General features: G+C 36.9%; 17 protein-coding genes, 1 riboswitch and 1 other annotated feature. Of the genes, 14 read left to right on the top strand and 3 right to left on the bottom strand.

What is annotated here, in order from left to right; all coding sequences use genetic code 11:
• Positions 1-119 precede the first annotated feature (119 nt).
• Positions 120-2,015 (top strand): LTA synthase family protein, encoded by a 1,896-nt coding sequence (locus L6W14_RS14545; RefSeq protein ID WP_237898259.1) that lies wholly within the window; start codon positions 120-122, stop codon positions 2,013-2,015.
• 256 nt (positions 2,016-2,271) lie between these two features.
• Positions 2,272-2,513 (top strand) — a binding site (T-box leader).
• 141 nt (positions 2,514-2,654) lie between these two features.
• On the top strand, positions 2,655-3,869 hold the full coding sequence (tyrS, locus tag L6W14_RS14540) for a tyrosine--tRNA ligase (protein WP_131520607.1): 1,215 nt from the start codon (positions 2,655-2,657) through the stop codon (positions 3,867-3,869).
• Between the two features lie 55 nt (positions 3,870-3,924).
• On the opposite strand, the gene L6W14_RS14535 is transcribed toward tyrS, so the two are convergent.
• Positions 3,925-4,104 (bottom strand): DUF2759 domain-containing protein, encoded by a 180-nt coding sequence (locus tag L6W14_RS14535; protein WP_004231029.1) that lies wholly within the window; start codon positions 4,102-4,104, stop codon positions 3,925-3,927.
• A gap of 169 nt (positions 4,105-4,273) precedes the next feature.
• On the opposite strand from L6W14_RS14535, the gene L6W14_RS14530 reads away from it, so the two are divergent.
• Positions 4,274-4,918, top strand: a complete 645-nt coding sequence (locus tag L6W14_RS14530) for an MBL fold metallo-hydrolase (protein WP_131520608.1) — start codon at positions 4,274-4,276, stop codon at positions 4,916-4,918.
• A 75-nt stretch (positions 4,919-4,993) separates the two neighbouring features.
• Here the strand turns inward: L6W14_RS14530 and L6W14_RS14525 are convergent, their stop codons facing one another.
• The gene (locus tag L6W14_RS14525) at positions 4,994-5,236 is read right to left on the bottom strand and encodes a DUF2626 family protein (protein ID WP_004231035.1); all 243 of its coding nucleotides are present in this window, start codon (positions 5,234-5,236) and stop codon (positions 4,994-4,996) included.
• Positions 5,237-5,353: 117 nt separating this feature from the next.
• Positions 5,354-6,064 (bottom strand): helix-turn-helix transcriptional regulator, encoded by a 711-nt coding sequence (locus tag L6W14_RS14520; RefSeq protein ID WP_131520609.1) that lies wholly within the window; start codon positions 6,062-6,064, stop codon positions 5,354-5,356.
• 327 nt (positions 6,065-6,391) lie between these two features.
• On the opposite strand from L6W14_RS14520, the gene comGA reads away from it, so the two are divergent.
• From comGA to gcvPB, 11 genes are all read left to right on the top strand, one after another.
• Positions 6,392-7,411 (top strand): competence type IV pilus ATPase ComGA, encoded by a 1,020-nt coding sequence (gene comGA / locus L6W14_RS14515; protein ID WP_131520610.1) that lies wholly within the window; start codon positions 6,392-6,394, stop codon positions 7,409-7,411.
• On the top strand, positions 7,386-8,459 hold the full coding sequence (gene comGB, locus L6W14_RS14510) for a competence type IV pilus assembly protein ComGB (protein WP_237898258.1): 1,074 nt from the start codon (positions 7,386-7,388) through the stop codon (positions 8,457-8,459). The genes comGA and comGB overlap by 26 nt, the downstream gene beginning before the upstream one ends.
• A gap of 10 nt (positions 8,460-8,469) precedes the next feature.
• On the top strand, positions 8,470-8,808 hold the full coding sequence (comGC, locus tag L6W14_RS14505) for a competence type IV pilus major pilin ComGC (RefSeq protein WP_131520612.1): 339 nt from the start codon (positions 8,470-8,472) through the stop codon (positions 8,806-8,808).
• Positions 8,808-9,245 carry a competence type IV pilus minor pilin ComGD gene (comGD, locus tag L6W14_RS14500; RefSeq protein WP_131520613.1) on the top strand — a complete coding sequence of 146 codons (438 nt, stop codon included), beginning with the start codon at positions 8,808-8,810 and terminating at the stop codon, positions 9,243-9,245. Before comGC ends, comGD begins: the two co-directional genes overlap by 1 nt.
• Positions 9,238-9,552 (top strand): hypothetical protein, encoded by a 315-nt coding sequence (locus L6W14_RS14495; protein WP_131520614.1) that lies wholly within the window; start codon positions 9,238-9,240, stop codon positions 9,550-9,552. Before comGD ends, L6W14_RS14495 begins: the two co-directional genes overlap by 8 nt.
• Positions 9,549-9,974 carry a competence type IV pilus minor pilin ComGF gene (gene comGF / locus L6W14_RS14490; protein WP_131520615.1) on the top strand — a complete coding sequence of 142 codons (426 nt, stop codon included), beginning with the start codon at positions 9,549-9,551 and terminating at the stop codon, positions 9,972-9,974. The genes L6W14_RS14495 and comGF overlap by 4 nt, the downstream gene beginning before the upstream one ends.
• Before the next feature lie 16 nt (positions 9,975-9,990).
• Positions 9,991-10,152 carry a hypothetical protein gene (locus L6W14_RS14485; protein WP_225340350.1) on the top strand — a complete coding sequence of 54 codons (162 nt, stop codon included), beginning with the start codon at positions 9,991-9,993 and terminating at the stop codon, positions 10,150-10,152.
• Between the two features lie 20 nt (positions 10,153-10,172).
• Complete coding sequence (locus tag L6W14_RS14480; protein ID WP_004231053.1) at positions 10,173-10,688, top strand: shikimate kinase; 516 nt, start codon at positions 10,173-10,175, stop codon at positions 10,686-10,688.
• A gap of 144 nt (positions 10,689-10,832) precedes the next feature.
• Positions 10,833-10,925: riboswitch (glycine riboswitch) on the top strand.
• Positions 10,926-11,173: 248 nt separating this feature from the next.
• Positions 11,174-12,277: a glycine cleavage system aminomethyltransferase GcvT gene (gcvT, locus tag L6W14_RS14475; RefSeq protein ID WP_237898257.1), complete on the top strand. Its 1,104-nt coding sequence runs from the start codon at positions 11,174-11,176 to the stop codon at positions 12,275-12,277.
• 25 nt (positions 12,278-12,302) lie between these two features.
• Positions 12,303-13,649 (top strand): aminomethyl-transferring glycine dehydrogenase subunit GcvPA, encoded by a 1,347-nt coding sequence (gene gcvPA / locus L6W14_RS14470; RefSeq protein ID WP_016993971.1) that lies wholly within the window; start codon positions 12,303-12,305, stop codon positions 13,647-13,649.
• Positions 13,642-15,105 (top strand): aminomethyl-transferring glycine dehydrogenase subunit GcvPB, encoded by a 1,464-nt coding sequence (gene gcvPB, locus L6W14_RS14465; protein WP_016993972.1) that lies wholly within the window; start codon positions 13,642-13,644, stop codon positions 15,103-15,105. The genes gcvPA and gcvPB overlap by 8 nt, the downstream gene beginning before the upstream one ends.
• Positions 15,106-15,670 lie beyond the last annotated feature (565 nt).

The raw sequence follows: 15,670 nt of genomic DNA, 5'->3' as shown, positions 1-15,670 counted from the left end.
AATTTTCCACAAGATATGTGTTGATTATCTGTTAAAAAAGGATTAAGATATATTTTGTTTCCGTAACAAAATGTAAAAAATTATTATTTTTTTGTAAGGAAGTAGGGAGGATGTTAGGAATGAAATCAATAAAGTGGCCTAAACATTCATTTATGATACTAGCAATTATAGCAACTTGGATCAAAACGGTCATTGTTTACCACACAAGCTTTGAAATGAAAATTGAAAATGCAATGCAACAGTTTATTTTATTTATTAATCCATTAAGCTTCTTGCTATTTACGTATGGTTTATCACTATTCTTTAAATCAGCAAAAGCTAGAAATCGTTATTTGATTACGGTCAGCGTTATTTTGTCCATTGTTTTATACGGAAATGTAGCGTTCTATCGATTCTACAATGATTTTATTACGCTACCAGTATTATTCCAAACAAGTAACTTTAGTGACTTAGGAACATCAGTAGCAGCCATTGTTGAGCCTTGGGATGTATTATATTTCGTTGATGTCGTGATCTTAATCTTAGCGAATAAATTTTTACCAAAAATGAAAGATGCATTTAAAGTGAATATTGAATTCCGTCGTGCATTCTTTGTGCTTGCAATAGCAATGACATTCTTAAATTTAGGATTAGCAGAAACTGAGCGTCCACAATTACTAACACGTAGTTTTGACCGCGAATTATTAGTAAAAAACATTGGTACGTACAATTACCACTTGTATGACATTTATATTCAATCTAAATCATCTGCACAACGTGCGTTAGCTGATGGTAGTGAACTAGTAGAAGTGAACAACTATATACGTTCTAATCAGGCTGCTGTAAATCCAGAGATGTTTGGGAAATATAAAGGTCGTAACCTGATTGTGGTATCGATGGAGTCATTACAAAACTTTGTCATTAATAATGACATGAATGGTCATGAAATTACGCCATTCTTAAACTCTTTAACAAAGGATAAAGATACGTATTATTTCAGTAACTTCTATCACCAAACAGGTTTAGGAAAAACATCTGACTCGGAGTTTATTGTTGAAAACTCATTGTTTGGTTTAGGTCGAGGTGCTGTATTCTTCACGCATGGTGGAAATACGTATAATTCAATGGCTGAACGCCTTGGAGAAAATGGATACTTTACAAATGTCATGCACCCTAATAATAAATCATTCTGGAATCGTGACATGATGTATCAATCGTTAAAAATTAATAAATTCTACGATATAGATTCATATACTGTGGAAGAGGGGCAAGCTGTAAACTGGGGAATGAAAGATGTTCCATTCTTAGAGCAATCAGCTGCTTTAATGAAAGATATGCCTCAGCCATTCTACTCTAGACTGATTACTTTAACGAACCATTATCCATTTACATTGGATCCAGAAGATATTATGATTCCTGAATATGATTCAAATTCAGGTACATTAAATCGTTACTTCCAAACAGTACGTTACATGGATGAGGCTTTAAAAGACTTCTTCCAACAGTTAAAAGATCAAGGTGTCTATGATAATTCTATTATTGTGATGTATGGGGATCACTATGGTATTTCTGAGAACCATAATAAAGCAATGGCGCAATATTTAGGAAAAGATCAAATTACACCAATGGATAATGCAATGCTTCAAGAAGTACCTTTATTCATCCATATCCCAGGAGCTGGCGATGGAAAAGAAATGGCTGAGATTTCAGGACAAATGGATTTACGTCCAACGATCTTACACCTTCTTGGCGTTGAAACGTCAAAAGATATGCAAATGGGTGCAGATTTATTCTCTCCAGAGCATGAGGACTTTGTAGTCTTCCGTGATGGACGTTTTATTACAGATAAATACGTCTATGCTGGTGAAGCTTGCTATGACAAAGCAACTGGCGAAGAAATAGATGGTGAGCCATGTCAGTCTTATGCTGATCGTGCTACAATGGAGCTAGAAAATTCTGATGCCATCATTAATGGAGACTTACTTCGCTTCTATGACGAAAAAACAGGTAATTTAAAGCAGGATTCAGTTAAATAATCAAAGAGAGATCTCGTATAGGGGATCTCTCTTTTTATATTGCTGATAAAAAGGAATGAGTCTCAAGCATCCATTCATAAAATTTTTGTGAAGCCTATGCTAACGAAAACATCTTTCGCAATGTTTTACAACACTATGCAACGTGAATACACTTTATTGAACATTTCTTTTTATTGACAAATAGCAAGATACGATTATAATAAGTGTAAATATCTGCATAACGAAGATTTGTTTTTCGCATTTCGGAGTATAAGAGTGAAAGGCATCGAAAAGAACGAGTAACTTTAATGGAACTGACAGAGAGTAGCCGGTTGTTGAGAGGCGCAAGGGGATATTAAAGTGAATACATCTTGGAGCTGCGTACCGAAACTATAGTAGGCTACGACGGGGTTGCATCCGTAATCATTGCAAAAGTATCGCTATGGCTGTACTTGTTGAGGAGAGCTATGTGAATAGCTCTCGAAAAAAGGTGGTAACACGTTTATCTACGTCCTTTAGGAATTTCCTAAAGGCGTTTTTTTTATGCCTTCTAAGCCAAAACGTGTAAAGTGATTAAGGCCTTGTCAACAAAATCGGTACCCCATATACTCTTATAGAACTTGCAATATTAATATTTAATATTACAAGGAGATGTTTCGTATGTTTTTTACACCAAAGGAGCAAATAGCGATTATCAAGAAAGGTGCTAGCAAGATTGTTGATGAACAGGATTTACTTAAAAAATTAGAGCGATCGTATAAAGAACAGCGACCTTTAACGATTAAGCTAGGGCTCGATCCGTCCGCACCAGATATTCATTTAGGTCATGCGGTTGTTCTACGGAAAATCAAGCAAATGCAAGATTTAGGCCATCATGCAGTGATTGTTATCGGTGATTTTACAGGACGAATTGGCGATCCTACAGGTAAAGCTAAGGGGCGAACAGCCTTAAATGACGATATAGTGAAGAAAAACGCCCAAACTTATTGTGAGCAAATTTTTAAAGTACTAGATCCGAACAAGACAACGGTTCGTTTTAATAGTGAATGGTTAGCGAAGCTGTCCTTTGAAGAAGTCATCAAGCTAGCAGCCACAACATCTGTTGCTCGACTTCTAGAGCGCGAAGATTTTCAGAAACGTTACCAACAGCACATCCCAATTGGTATACATGAGTTTTTCTACCCGCTTATGCAAGCATATGATTCAGTAGAACTTGAGGCAGATATAGAGTTAGGTGGAACGGATCAGACGTTCAATATTTTAATGGGACGCACCTTACAAAAGCATCGAGGATTAGAAAAACAAATTGCTATTTTTATGCCCTTACTAGAGGGGTTAGATGGTATTGAAAAAATGAGTAAGAGTTTAGGTAATTATATTGGCATCAATGAAGCACCTGAGATTATGTTTAAAAAGGTGATGGAAGTACCAGATACTTTAATTATCAAATATTTCGAATTAGCAACAGATGAGCATCCACTACACGTACAGGCTATTCAAGATAGACTACAAAAGGGAGAGAATCCCCGCGATTTGAAATTCCTATTAGCAGAAATTATAACGGCTTTATACCATGGATCTACAGCAGTGGAGGAAGCAAAAGCTTATTTTGAAGCAGCATTTCAAAAAAAGGAAATACCGAAAAACATTCCTATACTGCTCTTAGAAATTGATAAGGAAAGAATCGTGGATATCATTCCACAACTAGTGGCAATGGGTTTTATTCAAAGTAAGAGTGAGTTTTTGAGGGTAATCAAGCAAAAAGGAGTATCCTTGAATGGAGAAAAAATGGCGATGGATGACATATCACAAGTATTAATGAATAATGATGTTCTACAAATCGGCAAGAAGCGGTTTCTTCAATTCAATAAGTAATAATAGACAAAAAAAGAGCAATCTCCGAAGAGACTGCTCTTTTTTTGTCTGAATTTTAGTGTAATTTTGGTGGGTAACCGCTGTGAACAATCGTCATGATGACGAACCATCCGAATACAGCAGCACTTAATAAGTTGAAAACAACGCTTAATAGGTTCTTTTCTTTAATTGCTTGGAATGTACCAAATACAGCTAAAATCGCTACTAGACCAAAAATAACCATTAATAAGTTCATTAAAAATAGACACTCCTTTCGACATCAGAAAATGAATGTCGCAAACAATATTCCTCCTTAATTGTAAACGTTCTACTTGTTTTTGTCGAGGACTAAAATACTGTAAACTATGAACATTTATCGTCAAATTGTGGCAAAGCCTGTATAATAGGAAGTTGAGGTGATAACTATGATGAACGTACGAAGTTATTCTCTTGGTCCCGTCCAAACGAATTGCTATATCGTATCGAATAAAGAAAAAGAATGTATCGTATTTGATCCAGGTGAAGAGGCGGAGCGTCTAATTAAAACAATCCGTAGCAACGGCTTAAAACCTCTTGCTATCTTTTTAACACATGCCCATTTTGATCATATAGGGGCAGTAGATGCAGTGCGTGAGGTATTTGACGTTCCTGTATGGATTCATGAAAAGGAAGTTAGTTGGCTAGCAGATCCAACGAAGAATGGCTCTAGTAAATATCCTGCATTACCAGATTATAGGGTAGCCGCACCAGCGCAAGATACAATCATCAAAAAAGAGCAGCAAATTGAAATAAGTAATTTTGTGTTTCAAGCTGTTTTTACACCTGGGCATTCACCGGGGAGTATTTCTTATATCTTTGAAAATGACGGTTTTGCCATCGTGGGAGATACGTTATTTGAACAAGGTGTAGGACGTACAGATCTATTAGGTGGATCAACCAAAATTTTATTGGAATCTATCCATCATAAACTGTTGACATTACCTGAGGATACTATTATCTATCCTGGACACGGTAATTATACAACGGTAGGTGCAGAAATGGAGACAAATCCTTTTTTAAATGGATTTTAAAATAGGGACAATAAACTGTTTTAGCACAGAAAAAAGCGTATCTCACCGAAAGTGAGATACGCGATTTTGTTTGTATTAATGACCGCCACCAGGTACGTGAATGAATGTTGTATAGTACGTGAAGCCAGCGAAGAATACAGTTAAATATGCTCCGAAAATGTACATGTACATACGTTCTGAAAGGTTTAAGAAGCCTAATAATAAGAATAAACCTGTATTACCTAAGAATAATAGCGATACCTCGTTCATACCTCCAAGGTAGAACATAACGGCAAAAATACCTGTCCAGAATGCCATAACTTTATACATATTATCCATGAAATTTCCCCTCCTTTTGCCCACGACACAATAATCTCTTACTCATTATAAATGATATGAAAGGTGTCTGTAAACTGGAACTTCTCCATGTTTGTGACAAACAAATGGATTTTTAATCTAGCTATCGATTTCTGTCACGTTTATTTCATATTTACATAAATCGCAATTATGTATCATACTTTCCATTTGCACAAATTCATTATTCGTAAACAATGCATCTAATTGACCTTTTAAATAGGATTCATGTAATGAACAAACAATTTCAGAATAGGCTGTCAGTTGCTCCTGGAATGGACAATTGAAAATGGAGAAGATAACTTTTTTTCCTTGCTCAGTTTGTTGAATTTGTGGAATATAGCCAATTAAAGCGGCATTGTCCGTTAATAGCTGAAGTTTTTCATCGAAGGAAAGAGAATTACTTACTGTCAATTCAGCACTCATATAATTTTTCATTTGCTGGTAGCCGTCTTGGTAGCTAATTTCCTGGCACTTTGTTAATGCAGATGGACCAAAGTCTTCAATTAATTGTATCGTCCATTTTAATAAACGATCTTCCTCGCGTCTTGGAAAAGTAAGAGATACGCCTTTTTCTGAAGCTTTATAAACACGTCCAGGTCTGCCACCTTTACCTGTTTTTACATAGTCAGCTGTAATAATATTTATTTCTGAAAGCTTCGTTAAATGAAGTCGAGCAACGTTTGGATGGATACCGAATTTATCAGCAATATGTTGTACAGTAACTGTTTTTTTCTCTTGCAATATGTACTCATAAATAGAGTATCTTGTTTCATCCGCTAGTGTACTAGTAATTTTTAATGGATGGATCATGAGCTTCACCTCTTTAATTTATTATAAAAATTATGTTCGTCTACCAAGTGTTAGGAAAATAATCATGTTGATACTATTATATTGTATTATTGAAAAAGATACAGTTCATTTCGGCATAAATATTAATTTTTTCATGTATTTATATTCTTTTTTAGTGGAAAATTGCACTTTATCCACATTTTTATAGCAAAAAACATTTTTGGTAGAAAATTAACTTACAAATTTTTATTTTCTGAAAAGGGCTTTTCTCGTGGCGAGTTCCTCTTTATACTAGGAAATAACGAATAGAGCGGTCATATTCGAATGAACTAAAAGAGAGGTGCATATATGCAGAATTTTGAAACAGTTGTCGAACAAAAATGTGAGCAACTTTTACTAAAGGCCTATCATTTTGGAGCATCCGATTTATTGCTAGTTCCAGGAAACATAAAGTATCGGATCTATTTTCGAAAATATGATAAACTTCTACAAGCTGGTGAGCTACCTTATGAACTTGCAGAAAGAATGATCTCTTACTATAAATTTCTTGCAGAATTAGATATTAGTGAGCGTCGTAAACCTCAAAGCGGTGCCTTTCAAAAGGCAATGGAGCAAAATTCTTATTCGTTTCGAGTATCCACACTTCCTTCTGTATTTTTAAAAGAAAGCTTAATTATTCGTTTACTTCTCCAAAATCATGCATTTCCACTAACTTCCCTAAGCTTTTCCAAAAGCGCAGCTCACCAACTCATGGAACTGATACAAAACCGACAAGGTCTTCTGTTTTTTACGGGAGCAACAGGCTCTGGCAAGTCTACTTCACTTTATTCCCTCATCCACTACTGTTCCACAGAATTGAATCGACATGTAATCTCTTTAGAAGACCCTGTAGAAAACAGTCAAGCCAATTTACTTCAAATTCAAGTCAACGAGCGAGCAGGCGTTACGTATGCTGCAGGATTAAAAGCCATTTTACGCCATTCACCTGATGTCATTATGATTGGTGAAATTCGCGATAGAGAAACAGCAAATATTGCCATCCAAGCTTCTTTAACAGGGCACTTAGTTGTCTCCACTATTCATGCAAAAGACTCCATTAATTGTCTCTATCGTTTAATGGATTTAGGTGTGTCGATAGAAGAGCTTCGTCAAACGGTTATCGGTATAGTTGCCCAAATGCTTGTTCAAACCTCAGCTATACATGAAGAACGTCGAGCTGTCTATGAGATATTACATGATGACCATCTATCAAGAGCCATCACCGCCATCAAAGATAAGGGCAATTACAAACTTCCTTATGATTTAACATTAATGGGACAAAAAGAATTAGTGGAGAGCCTATATGCAGTTACAAACATACATCGATAAAATGGCTCTTTTTTATAATCGGGCTACGAAATGGCGGGTAAAGGAGCAAGCTCAGCTTTTCAATCGTTTATGTGTATTAATGCAGGAAGGATATTTATTTCCCCAAGCTATTTCCATGCTACTACCTCATCATATTGAAGCACATGAGGACATACAACAGCAAATTGATGAAAAGCTCAGACAAGGAGTAGGCGTTGCAGGGATATTTGAAACATTACAGCTAGGGAATCATTATTTAATGGCAATTAAGGTGGCGGAAAACAATGGTCATATGATAGAAGCGTTTGAAGGTGTAGCTAAACAGATAACAGTAAGTGAAAAGACTAAAAAAAAGTTAATCAAGCTGCTGATCTATCCTGTCACACTGATTATCTTTTTATTGTTATTATTTTTTGTGTTTCGTACATTTTTTTTGCCGAACATTGAAAGAATGGTCGGCAGTCGTACCTCTGAAACAGAGGAGACAAGCATTGCATTGTCCAATCTGTTATTGCATGTTCCAGATGTAGTTATCTCGACCATGTTCATAGTAATAGGTAGCGTATTCCTTTTTCGATTCTATCTTAAACGACAAGCTGTTGCTCATCAACTTACAGTCTTATTAAAAATCCCCTTTCTACAACGCTATTTTAGGTTGACTTTGACAAGGCAATTTGCTGCTTATTTAGGAAGCTTACTACAAAGTGGATTTTCATTACAAGCAAGCCTACAGCTATTAGAGGAACAGCAACTACAACCATTTCTTCAAGTTCTTTCACAGCGTATAAAAGATAGAGTCATCTTTGGAGAATCACTCACACAGGCGGTAACGATCATGGCCGTTTTTCAAAAGGACTTTCCGATGTTCGTTGAGCATGGCGAGCACAGCGGTTATTTAGCAAAAGAGTTAATATTGTATAGCGATTTATTAATGGAAAAGCAGGAACAGCTTTTGCAAAAAATATTATCGTTTGTGCAGCCTAGTTTCTTTATCCTTATAGCTGCTTGTATAATAGCGGCTTATATCAGTTTATTATTACCCATCTATCACATGATTGAATTAGTTTAGGAGGAAGATGATGAAACGTCTTAACCAACAAGATGGTTTTACTTTAATTGAGATGCTTATAGTTTTGTTAATTATATCTATTCTTATTTTAATTACAATCCCAAATGTTACAAAGCATTTCGCCACAATAGATAAGAAAGGCTGTACGGCTTATATAAGCATGGTACAAGGTCAAGTAGAGGCGTATCGTGTAGATTATATGGCTTATCCTACCTTAGAGGATTTAGTGGCAAAGGGCTATTTAAAGGAAAATGAAACAACCTGCCCAAATAAAGAAGAAATAGTGATTACTAATGAGGGAGAGGTACGTCCAGCCAATGTCAACTTGGAAACAGGTACGGATAGCTAATGAATGTTCGTAAAAACGGCGGTTTTACCATTCTTGAAATGCTGGTTGTCTTATTTCTTGTTATGAGTTTAACAGCAATTGTTAGTAAATTCTCATTGAAAATAGCAGAAACCAAGGAATTAGAACGATTTTTTACGCAATTACAGCTAGATATTCAATATATTCAAACCTATAGTATGAGCCAACGACAATATATAGCCTTGAAAATGGAAGGTTCAATAAATCGTTATACTATTCAAAAAGATATTTATACTCATTTATATGAACGTTCTTTTCCGAAGGGGGTTGAATTTTTGCCAGCTGAGAGTTCCATTCAAACACTTGTCTATAACTACAGCGGCAATGTGATGTCAGCAGGCACCATGGCATTTAAAACACCACAGGGCAAGAAAAAAGTAATCATAACATTAGGGCGAGGGAGAGCTAGGATTGAATGAGTCAGGCTATTCTTTTGTAGAAACTATTTTAGGTGTGGGTATTTTGATGTTACTTTGTACCTCGTTAATCCCCATTACCTATACGATGAAAACAAATCTTGCTAATAAAAAAATGGAGCTAATTGCAGCTGAAACAGCATACGAAGGTTTAAAACAGTACCATGCGATTCAAGTAACAGAGGGCTCTCGGACCATTGAACAGGTTGCTTATCATTGGATCGTTGACGAACAACAAGTTTGTGTCCAATTTCAAAATTTACAGGAGTCACGCCAAAAATGTATCCAAGTGACAGGTGAAGCCTCATGAATGAAAAAGGCTATACATTAATAGAAGCTATGTTTCAATTAGTCGTTTTTGTGCTTATTTCTCATTTTTTTGTCCTTATAATACTTTGGTTTGCAGAAATGAAATCAACTATGCTAACAGATGAACAAACAAAGTGGGAACTATTTGTTTCCGACTTGAACCTCTCTCTAAAAGAACTTTCCACCTTTTCCATTCGTGAAGATCAAAAAAGAATAACTTTCCAAACAGCTAATACGCTCCATCATGTTGATTGCTACTCAAATATTATTCGTGAGCAGGTAAAGGGTGGACATGTTCCTATGCTAATAGGAATCAATAAATGTCAATTTAGCTATTCCGAAAATAAGCTGACGGTAGCTGTTGAAATGGCGAGTGGTATTCAAAAGGAGCGAGCCTTTTATGTGCCAATTATTGAAAAATGACAGAGGGGCTATTTTTTTGATCGCAATTGCATTATTATTTTTTGTAACTACTTTTGTTCTTGCGTATTATATGTCTTATGAAATGCAGTATCGAACATATGATGGGCTAGAAAAATTGAATGTTCGAGCTACGATAAATTTATTGGGACAAATTTTGTCAGACAGTGTAGAATCGTAGTTATAAGAAGGTGAATCGAATTGCGAAAAATATATTTAGTTGGTTTTATGGGTAGTGGAAAAAGTGCATTAGGAAGACGCTTAAGCTATTTATTGAAGATGCCATATTATGATATGGATCATGAAATTGTGCGTCAGCAGGGGATGACCATTCCACAGATTTTTGAAAAATACGGTGAGGCCCACTTTCGAGAAATAGAAACAGAATTTTTGAAAAATTTCAGGGACGAGGCTTGCATTATTTCGACTGGTGGTGGCGTTGCCATTAATGCTGAAAATCGAAAAATTATGAGACGCAGTGGATTGGTGTTTTTTTTAGATGCGTCGTTTGAGGATATTTATAAACGAGTTCAGCATGATCCAAATAGACCCATTGTACAGAGCTCTACAAAGGAGGAGCTAGAAAGTCTGTATCACTACAGAAGGAAGTTTTACCGTGATGCAGGTCATATTCAGGTGCTGACAGAAGGTAGGACGATTCGCCAAATTCTAGAGTATTTAGTATTTCAAGTGAAAAGGTTAAAAAACGAACGATGAATATATTATGTCAATTTAATGTTCGTGTTTTATTATCTTTTAAAAAATGATTGCCTTTCCAATGCATTTAATGTTAGGATATAGACAAATAAGTAACTAAATGTTCATTGAATACTAAATAGTACCAAGATTTATCTTGGGCGGATGATTGTGCGGGGAGAGAGCGTGTAGACGCCACCGAAGGAGCAAGTAGCAATGGGCTATGAATCTCTCAGGTAAAAGGACTCGTACAAGACGCAACTCTGGAGAGAGCTGTAGTATAACAATAACAGCCACCAAAGGGGAAAGCCGACTGATTGGCAAGGGTAAAGCTTGCGAGCCAGTCTGGTGTAACTTTCAGGTGCAAGGACAGAGAATCCCGAAAAGGGGTTCGTCTGTCTTTTTTTATGTCTATAGCCAGTTTTACGTAATTGATTGTAGGAATACAAAAAGCAGACGAACTACTACCAGTAAAAATGTAACTAACAATAAGGGGGCAAAAAAGAATGGCGAATGAATTAAAACGTACACCTCTATTTGAAGAATACGCGAAATATGGTGCAAAAACAGTTGACTTCGGTGGATGGGAATTACCAGTTCAATTCTCTTCTATTAAAGAAGAACACGATGCAGTGCGTAATCGTGCAGGCTTATTTGATGTATCACATATGGGAGAGATTTTAGTAACTGGTCCCGATGCATTAGATTTTTTACAAAATCTGTTATCAAATGATGTCTCAAAAATTGTCGATGGTCAAGCGCAGTACACGGCAATGTGCTATGAAGATGGTGGCGTTGTTGATGATTTATTAACATATAAATTAGCTGACAATCACTATTTATTATGTGTCAATGCAGCTAACATTGAAAAAGACTACGATTGGATGATGGAAAATCAACATCAATATGATGTGACGATTGATAACCAATCAGATGCCTATGCACAAATTGCTCTTCAAGGGCCACTAGCAGAAGAAGTTCTTCAATCCCTTACTTCAACTGATGTAAGTGCCATTAAATTTTTCCGCTTCCAAGAGAATGTGGAGGTTGCCGGACATAAAGTATTAGTTTCTCGCAGTGGCTATACAGGAGAAGATGGCTTTGAATTATATGGCGCTCCAGAAGACATCAAAGCGCTTTGGGGGAAAATTTTAGAGGCAGGTCAAGAAAAAGGTGTGGTTCCAGCTGGACTAGGATGTCGTGATACACTTCGTTTTGAAGCGGGGCTACCACTATATGGTCAAGAGCTATCAGCAACAATTTCTCCTCTAGAGGCTGGTATTGGCTTCGCTGTGAAATTAAATAAAGAAGGCTTCATTGGTCATGAAGCATTAGTAGCTCAAAAGGAAAATGGTCTACCACGCAAACTTGTAGGCATTGAAATGATTGATAAAGGCATTCCACGCCATGGCTACAAAGTGTTTAAGGATGGTCAAGAAATCGGTGAAGTGACAACTGGTACACAGCTTCCTTCATCAAAACGTAATGTTGGTCACGCATTAATTGACAGTCAATTCGCAACAATCGGAACTGAACTGGAAATTGAAATTCGCGGTAAACACTTAAAGGTAATAACAGTAGAAACACCGTTTTACAAGCGTTCAAAATAATAGTTGAAAAGAGGGACCTACATTTATGAAACATCGTTATTTACCTATGACGGAGCAAGATCAAAAAGAAATGTTAGACGTAATCGGTGTATCCTCAGTCGATGAGTTATTTGAGGATATTCCTGAGAAAGTCCGCTTTAAAGGCCTTTATGATATTAAAGAAGCAAAATCAGAATCTGCGTTATTAAAAGAGTTAACGGCACTTGCTGCTAAAAATAAAGACACAAATGCCAACGTATCATTTTTAGGTGCAGGTGTTTATAACCACTATAAACCAGTGATCGTAGACCATGTTATTTCTCGTTCAGAATTCTATACAGCTTATACACCATATCAGCCAGAGATTTCACAAGGTGAACTACAAGCCATCTTTGAATTCCAAACGATGATTGCCGAGCTAACGGGTATGGATCTTGCAAACTCTTCTATGTATGACGGTGGTACAGCTTTAGCAGAGGCAGGTATGCTGGCAGCTGGTCATACGCGTCGCAAGAAAATTTTAGTGTCTGAAGCAGTGCACCCAGAATATCGCGATGTTGTTGCTACATATGCCTACGGTCAATCCATTGAGATTGTGACTATCCCGCAAAAAGATGGTGTGACAGATGTGGATGCATTAAAAGAGTTGATCGATGACAACACAGCAGCTGTTATTGCCCAATATCCAAACTTCTTCGGCCAAGTGGAAGACATCCAAGTGATCGGGGATATTGCACATGCTGCAAAAAGCTTACTCGTTGTATCTTCTAACCCATTGGCATTAGGAATTTTAACGCCTCCTGGCAAGCTTGGTGCTGATATTTGTGTAGGTGATGCGCAAGTATTTGGTATTTCTGAAGCTTTCGGCGGCCCACATTGTGGTTTCTTTGCAGTGACAACAAAATTGATGCGTAAGGTTCCAGGACGTCTTGTTGGTGAAACAGTGGATGGTGAAGGCCGTCGTGGATACGTATTAACACTACAAGCACGTGAGCAACATATCCGTCGTGATAAGGCAACTTCGAATATTTGCTCAAACCAAGCACTACTTGCACTTGCAGCTTCTGTAGCGATGACAGCTCTAGGAAAACAGGGAATTCGTGAAATGGCTACTCAAAATATCGCGAAAACACGTTATGCAAAAAATGCCTTTGAAGCAGCAGGCTTTACAGTAGCATTCCAAGGTGCACACTTCAATGAAATCGTTGTGAAAACGAATAAATGTGTGAAGGAAATCAATAAAGGCTTAATCGAAAAGGGTATTATCGGTGGCTATCCTTTAGGTCAAAATTATGACTCTCTTAAAAATCATGTGCTAATCGCAGTAACTGAATTACGCACGAAGGAAGAAATTGATGCACTTGTTGCAGAAATGGGGGCTCTTAATGCATAACGAAAATCAATCACTCATTTTTGAAATTTCAAAAGAAGGTCGCGTTGGCTATAGTTTAGAAGCACTAGATGTGCCTGAAGTAGACCTAGCAGATTTATTACCTGCAAACCTAGTACGTTCAGAGGCAGCAGAACTACCTGAAGTATCTGAGCTTGATATTATGCGTCATTATACAGCACTTTCTCGTAGAAACCATGGGGTAGACTCGGGCTTCTATCCGCTTGGCTCTTGTACGATGAAATATAATCCGAAAATTAACGAAACAGTTGCACGTCTTTCAGGCTTTGCAAATGTTCACCCATTACAGGATGAATCAACAGTACAAGGGGCAATGGAGCTTCTTTACGATCTTCAAACTTCTTTAGTGGAAATTACTGGGATGGATGAAGTTACATTACAACCAGCAGCAGGTGCTCATGGTGAATGGACAGCGTTAATGATGATTCGTGCGTTCCATGAAGCAAATGGTGAAGGTCACCGTAACAAGGTAATCGTTCCTGATTCAGCTCACGGTACAAACCCAGCATCTGCGACAGTAGCAGGCTTTGAAACAATCACTGTTAAATCAGATGAAAATGGCTTAGTTGATATCGAAGACCTTCGCAAAGTAGTAGGTTCTGATACAGCAGCACTCATGTTAACGAACCCGAATACACTAGGGTTATTTGAAGAAAACATTATCGAAATGGCAGAGCTAATTCACTCTGTAGGCGGTAAAGTGTACTATGATGGTGCGAACCTCAATGCTGTAATGAGTAAAGCACGTCCTGGCGATATGGGCTTTGACTGTGTGCATTTAAATCTACACAAAACATTTACAGGCCCACATGGTGGCGGTGGCCCAGGTTCTGGTCCAGTAGGTGTAAAAGCAGATTTAATTCCATTCCTACCAAAACCAGTATTAGTAAGAACTGAAGAAGGCACATATCACTTTGACTACGATCGTCCACAATCAATCGGACGCGTAAAACCTTACTATGGTAACTTTGGTATCAATGTTCGTGCTTATACTTATATTCGTACAATGGGGCCAGATGGCTTAAAAGCTGTTACAGAATATGCTGTATTAAACGCAAACTATATGATGCGTCGCTTAGAGCCATTCTACGATCTACCATATAACCGTCACTGTAAACATGAATTTGTCTTATCAGGTCGTCGTCAGAAGAAGCTAGGCGTTCGTACATTAGATATCGCAAAACGTTTGTTAGACTTTGGCTACCATCCACCTACAACATACTTCCCATTAAATGTGGAAGAGGCGTTAATGATCGAGCCAACTGAAACTGAATCTAAAGAAACATTAGATGCATTCTGTGATGTAATGATTCAAATTGCGAAAGAAGCAGAAGAAAATCCATCAATCGTTCAAGAAGCACCTCATACAACAGTCGTATCTCGTCTAGACGAAACACGCGCTGCTCGTACACCAGTGCTTCGTTATCAAAAAGCATAGTCTCCAAAACCGTTCACGTTTAGGTGAACGGTTTTTTTTGCACCTTAAATTACAAGCTGAATGGATGAACATTGGATTTTAGCGTGCTGGCGACGTAATATAAAGCCAAATAAAAGTGTGACTGATTACTGGCTCATGACTTTTGGGAAGAAAATCATAAAAGGAAAGCAAAATTTTCGATTATTTTGTTTAGATGTAACTTTCCAAGGATAAGAGGGTGAAGTTGTAAATGAAGAGGTGAACAATGCTATTTCTCCTAACTATTTTTGGAGGTTGGACTTTCCTTTTTGAAATTCATAATATCCTGAAAGAAAAGTACAAATGCTTAAAGAACTATTTTATGTATATTCATCCTAAAAGACTAATGTCGTTATTTGATTAATACTTTTTATTCATTTTTCCTATATAGAAGATTATTTAAAAAAACAGCTTTGGGCCCAAGAGTAATTGAACCTTTAGTTTTTTTTTTATAAAAAAATAGGATTAATCCTATATTAACTGAAAAAATATCATAATTATTATATGTAACATTTTTACTAAAAATACTTTAAATTGTTTTTAATGT

It is taken from the genome of Lysinibacillus sp. ACHW1.5 (assembly GCF_022014815.1).
GTDB classification, from domain to species: domain Bacteria; phylum Bacillota; class Bacilli; order Bacillales_A; family Planococcaceae; genus Lysinibacillus; species Lysinibacillus capsici.
Note: the sequence above shows the minus strand (reverse complement) of the source record. Positions and strands in the feature narration are given on the sequence as shown.

What these genes read in the sequence shown, in the direction of transcription:
- gcvPB (WP_016993972.1), top strand. Translation starts at nt 13,642, where the DNA reads ATGCATAACGAAAATCAATCACTCATTTTTGAAATTTCAAAAGAAGGT.
- L6W14_RS14525 (WP_004231035.1), bottom strand. Translation starts at nt 5,236, where the DNA reads ATGGATAATATGTATAAAGTTATGGCATTCTGGACAGGTATTTTTGCC.
- L6W14_RS14535 (WP_004231029.1), bottom strand. Translation starts at nt 4,104, where the DNA reads ATGAACTTATTAATGGTTATTTTTGGTCTAGTAGCGATTTTAGCTGTA.
- gcvT (WP_237898257.1), top strand. Translation starts at nt 11,174, where the DNA reads ATGGCGAATGAATTAAAACGTACACCTCTATTTGAAGAATACGCGAAA.
- gcvPA (WP_016993971.1), top strand. Translation starts at nt 12,303, where the DNA reads ATGAAACATCGTTATTTACCTATGACGGAGCAAGATCAAAAAGAAATG.
- tyrS (WP_131520607.1), top strand. Translation starts at nt 2,655, where the DNA reads ATGTTTTTTACACCAAAGGAGCAAATAGCGATTATCAAGAAAGGTGCT.
- L6W14_RS14545 (WP_237898259.1), top strand. Translation starts at nt 120, where the DNA reads ATGAAATCAATAAAGTGGCCTAAACATTCATTTATGATACTAGCAATT.
- comGD (WP_131520613.1), top strand. Translation starts at nt 8,808, where the DNA reads ATGAATGTTCGTAAAAACGGCGGTTTTACCATTCTTGAAATGCTGGTT.
- L6W14_RS14530 (WP_131520608.1), top strand. Translation starts at nt 4,274, where the DNA reads ATGATGAACGTACGAAGTTATTCTCTTGGTCCCGTCCAAACGAATTGC.
- comGC (WP_131520612.1), top strand. Translation starts at nt 8,470, where the DNA reads ATGAAACGTCTTAACCAACAAGATGGTTTTACTTTAATTGAGATGCTT.
- comGA (WP_131520610.1), top strand. Translation starts at nt 6,392, where the DNA reads ATGCAGAATTTTGAAACAGTTGTCGAACAAAAATGTGAGCAACTTTTA.
- L6W14_RS14520 (WP_131520609.1), bottom strand. Translation starts at nt 6,064, where the DNA reads ATGATCCATCCATTAAAAATTACTAGTACACTAGCGGATGAAACAAGA.
- comGF (WP_131520615.1), top strand. Translation starts at nt 9,549, where the DNA reads ATGAATGAAAAAGGCTATACATTAATAGAAGCTATGTTTCAATTAGTC.
- comGB (WP_237898258.1), top strand. Translation starts at nt 7,386, where the DNA reads ATGCAGTTACAAACATACATCGATAAAATGGCTCTTTTTTATAATCGG.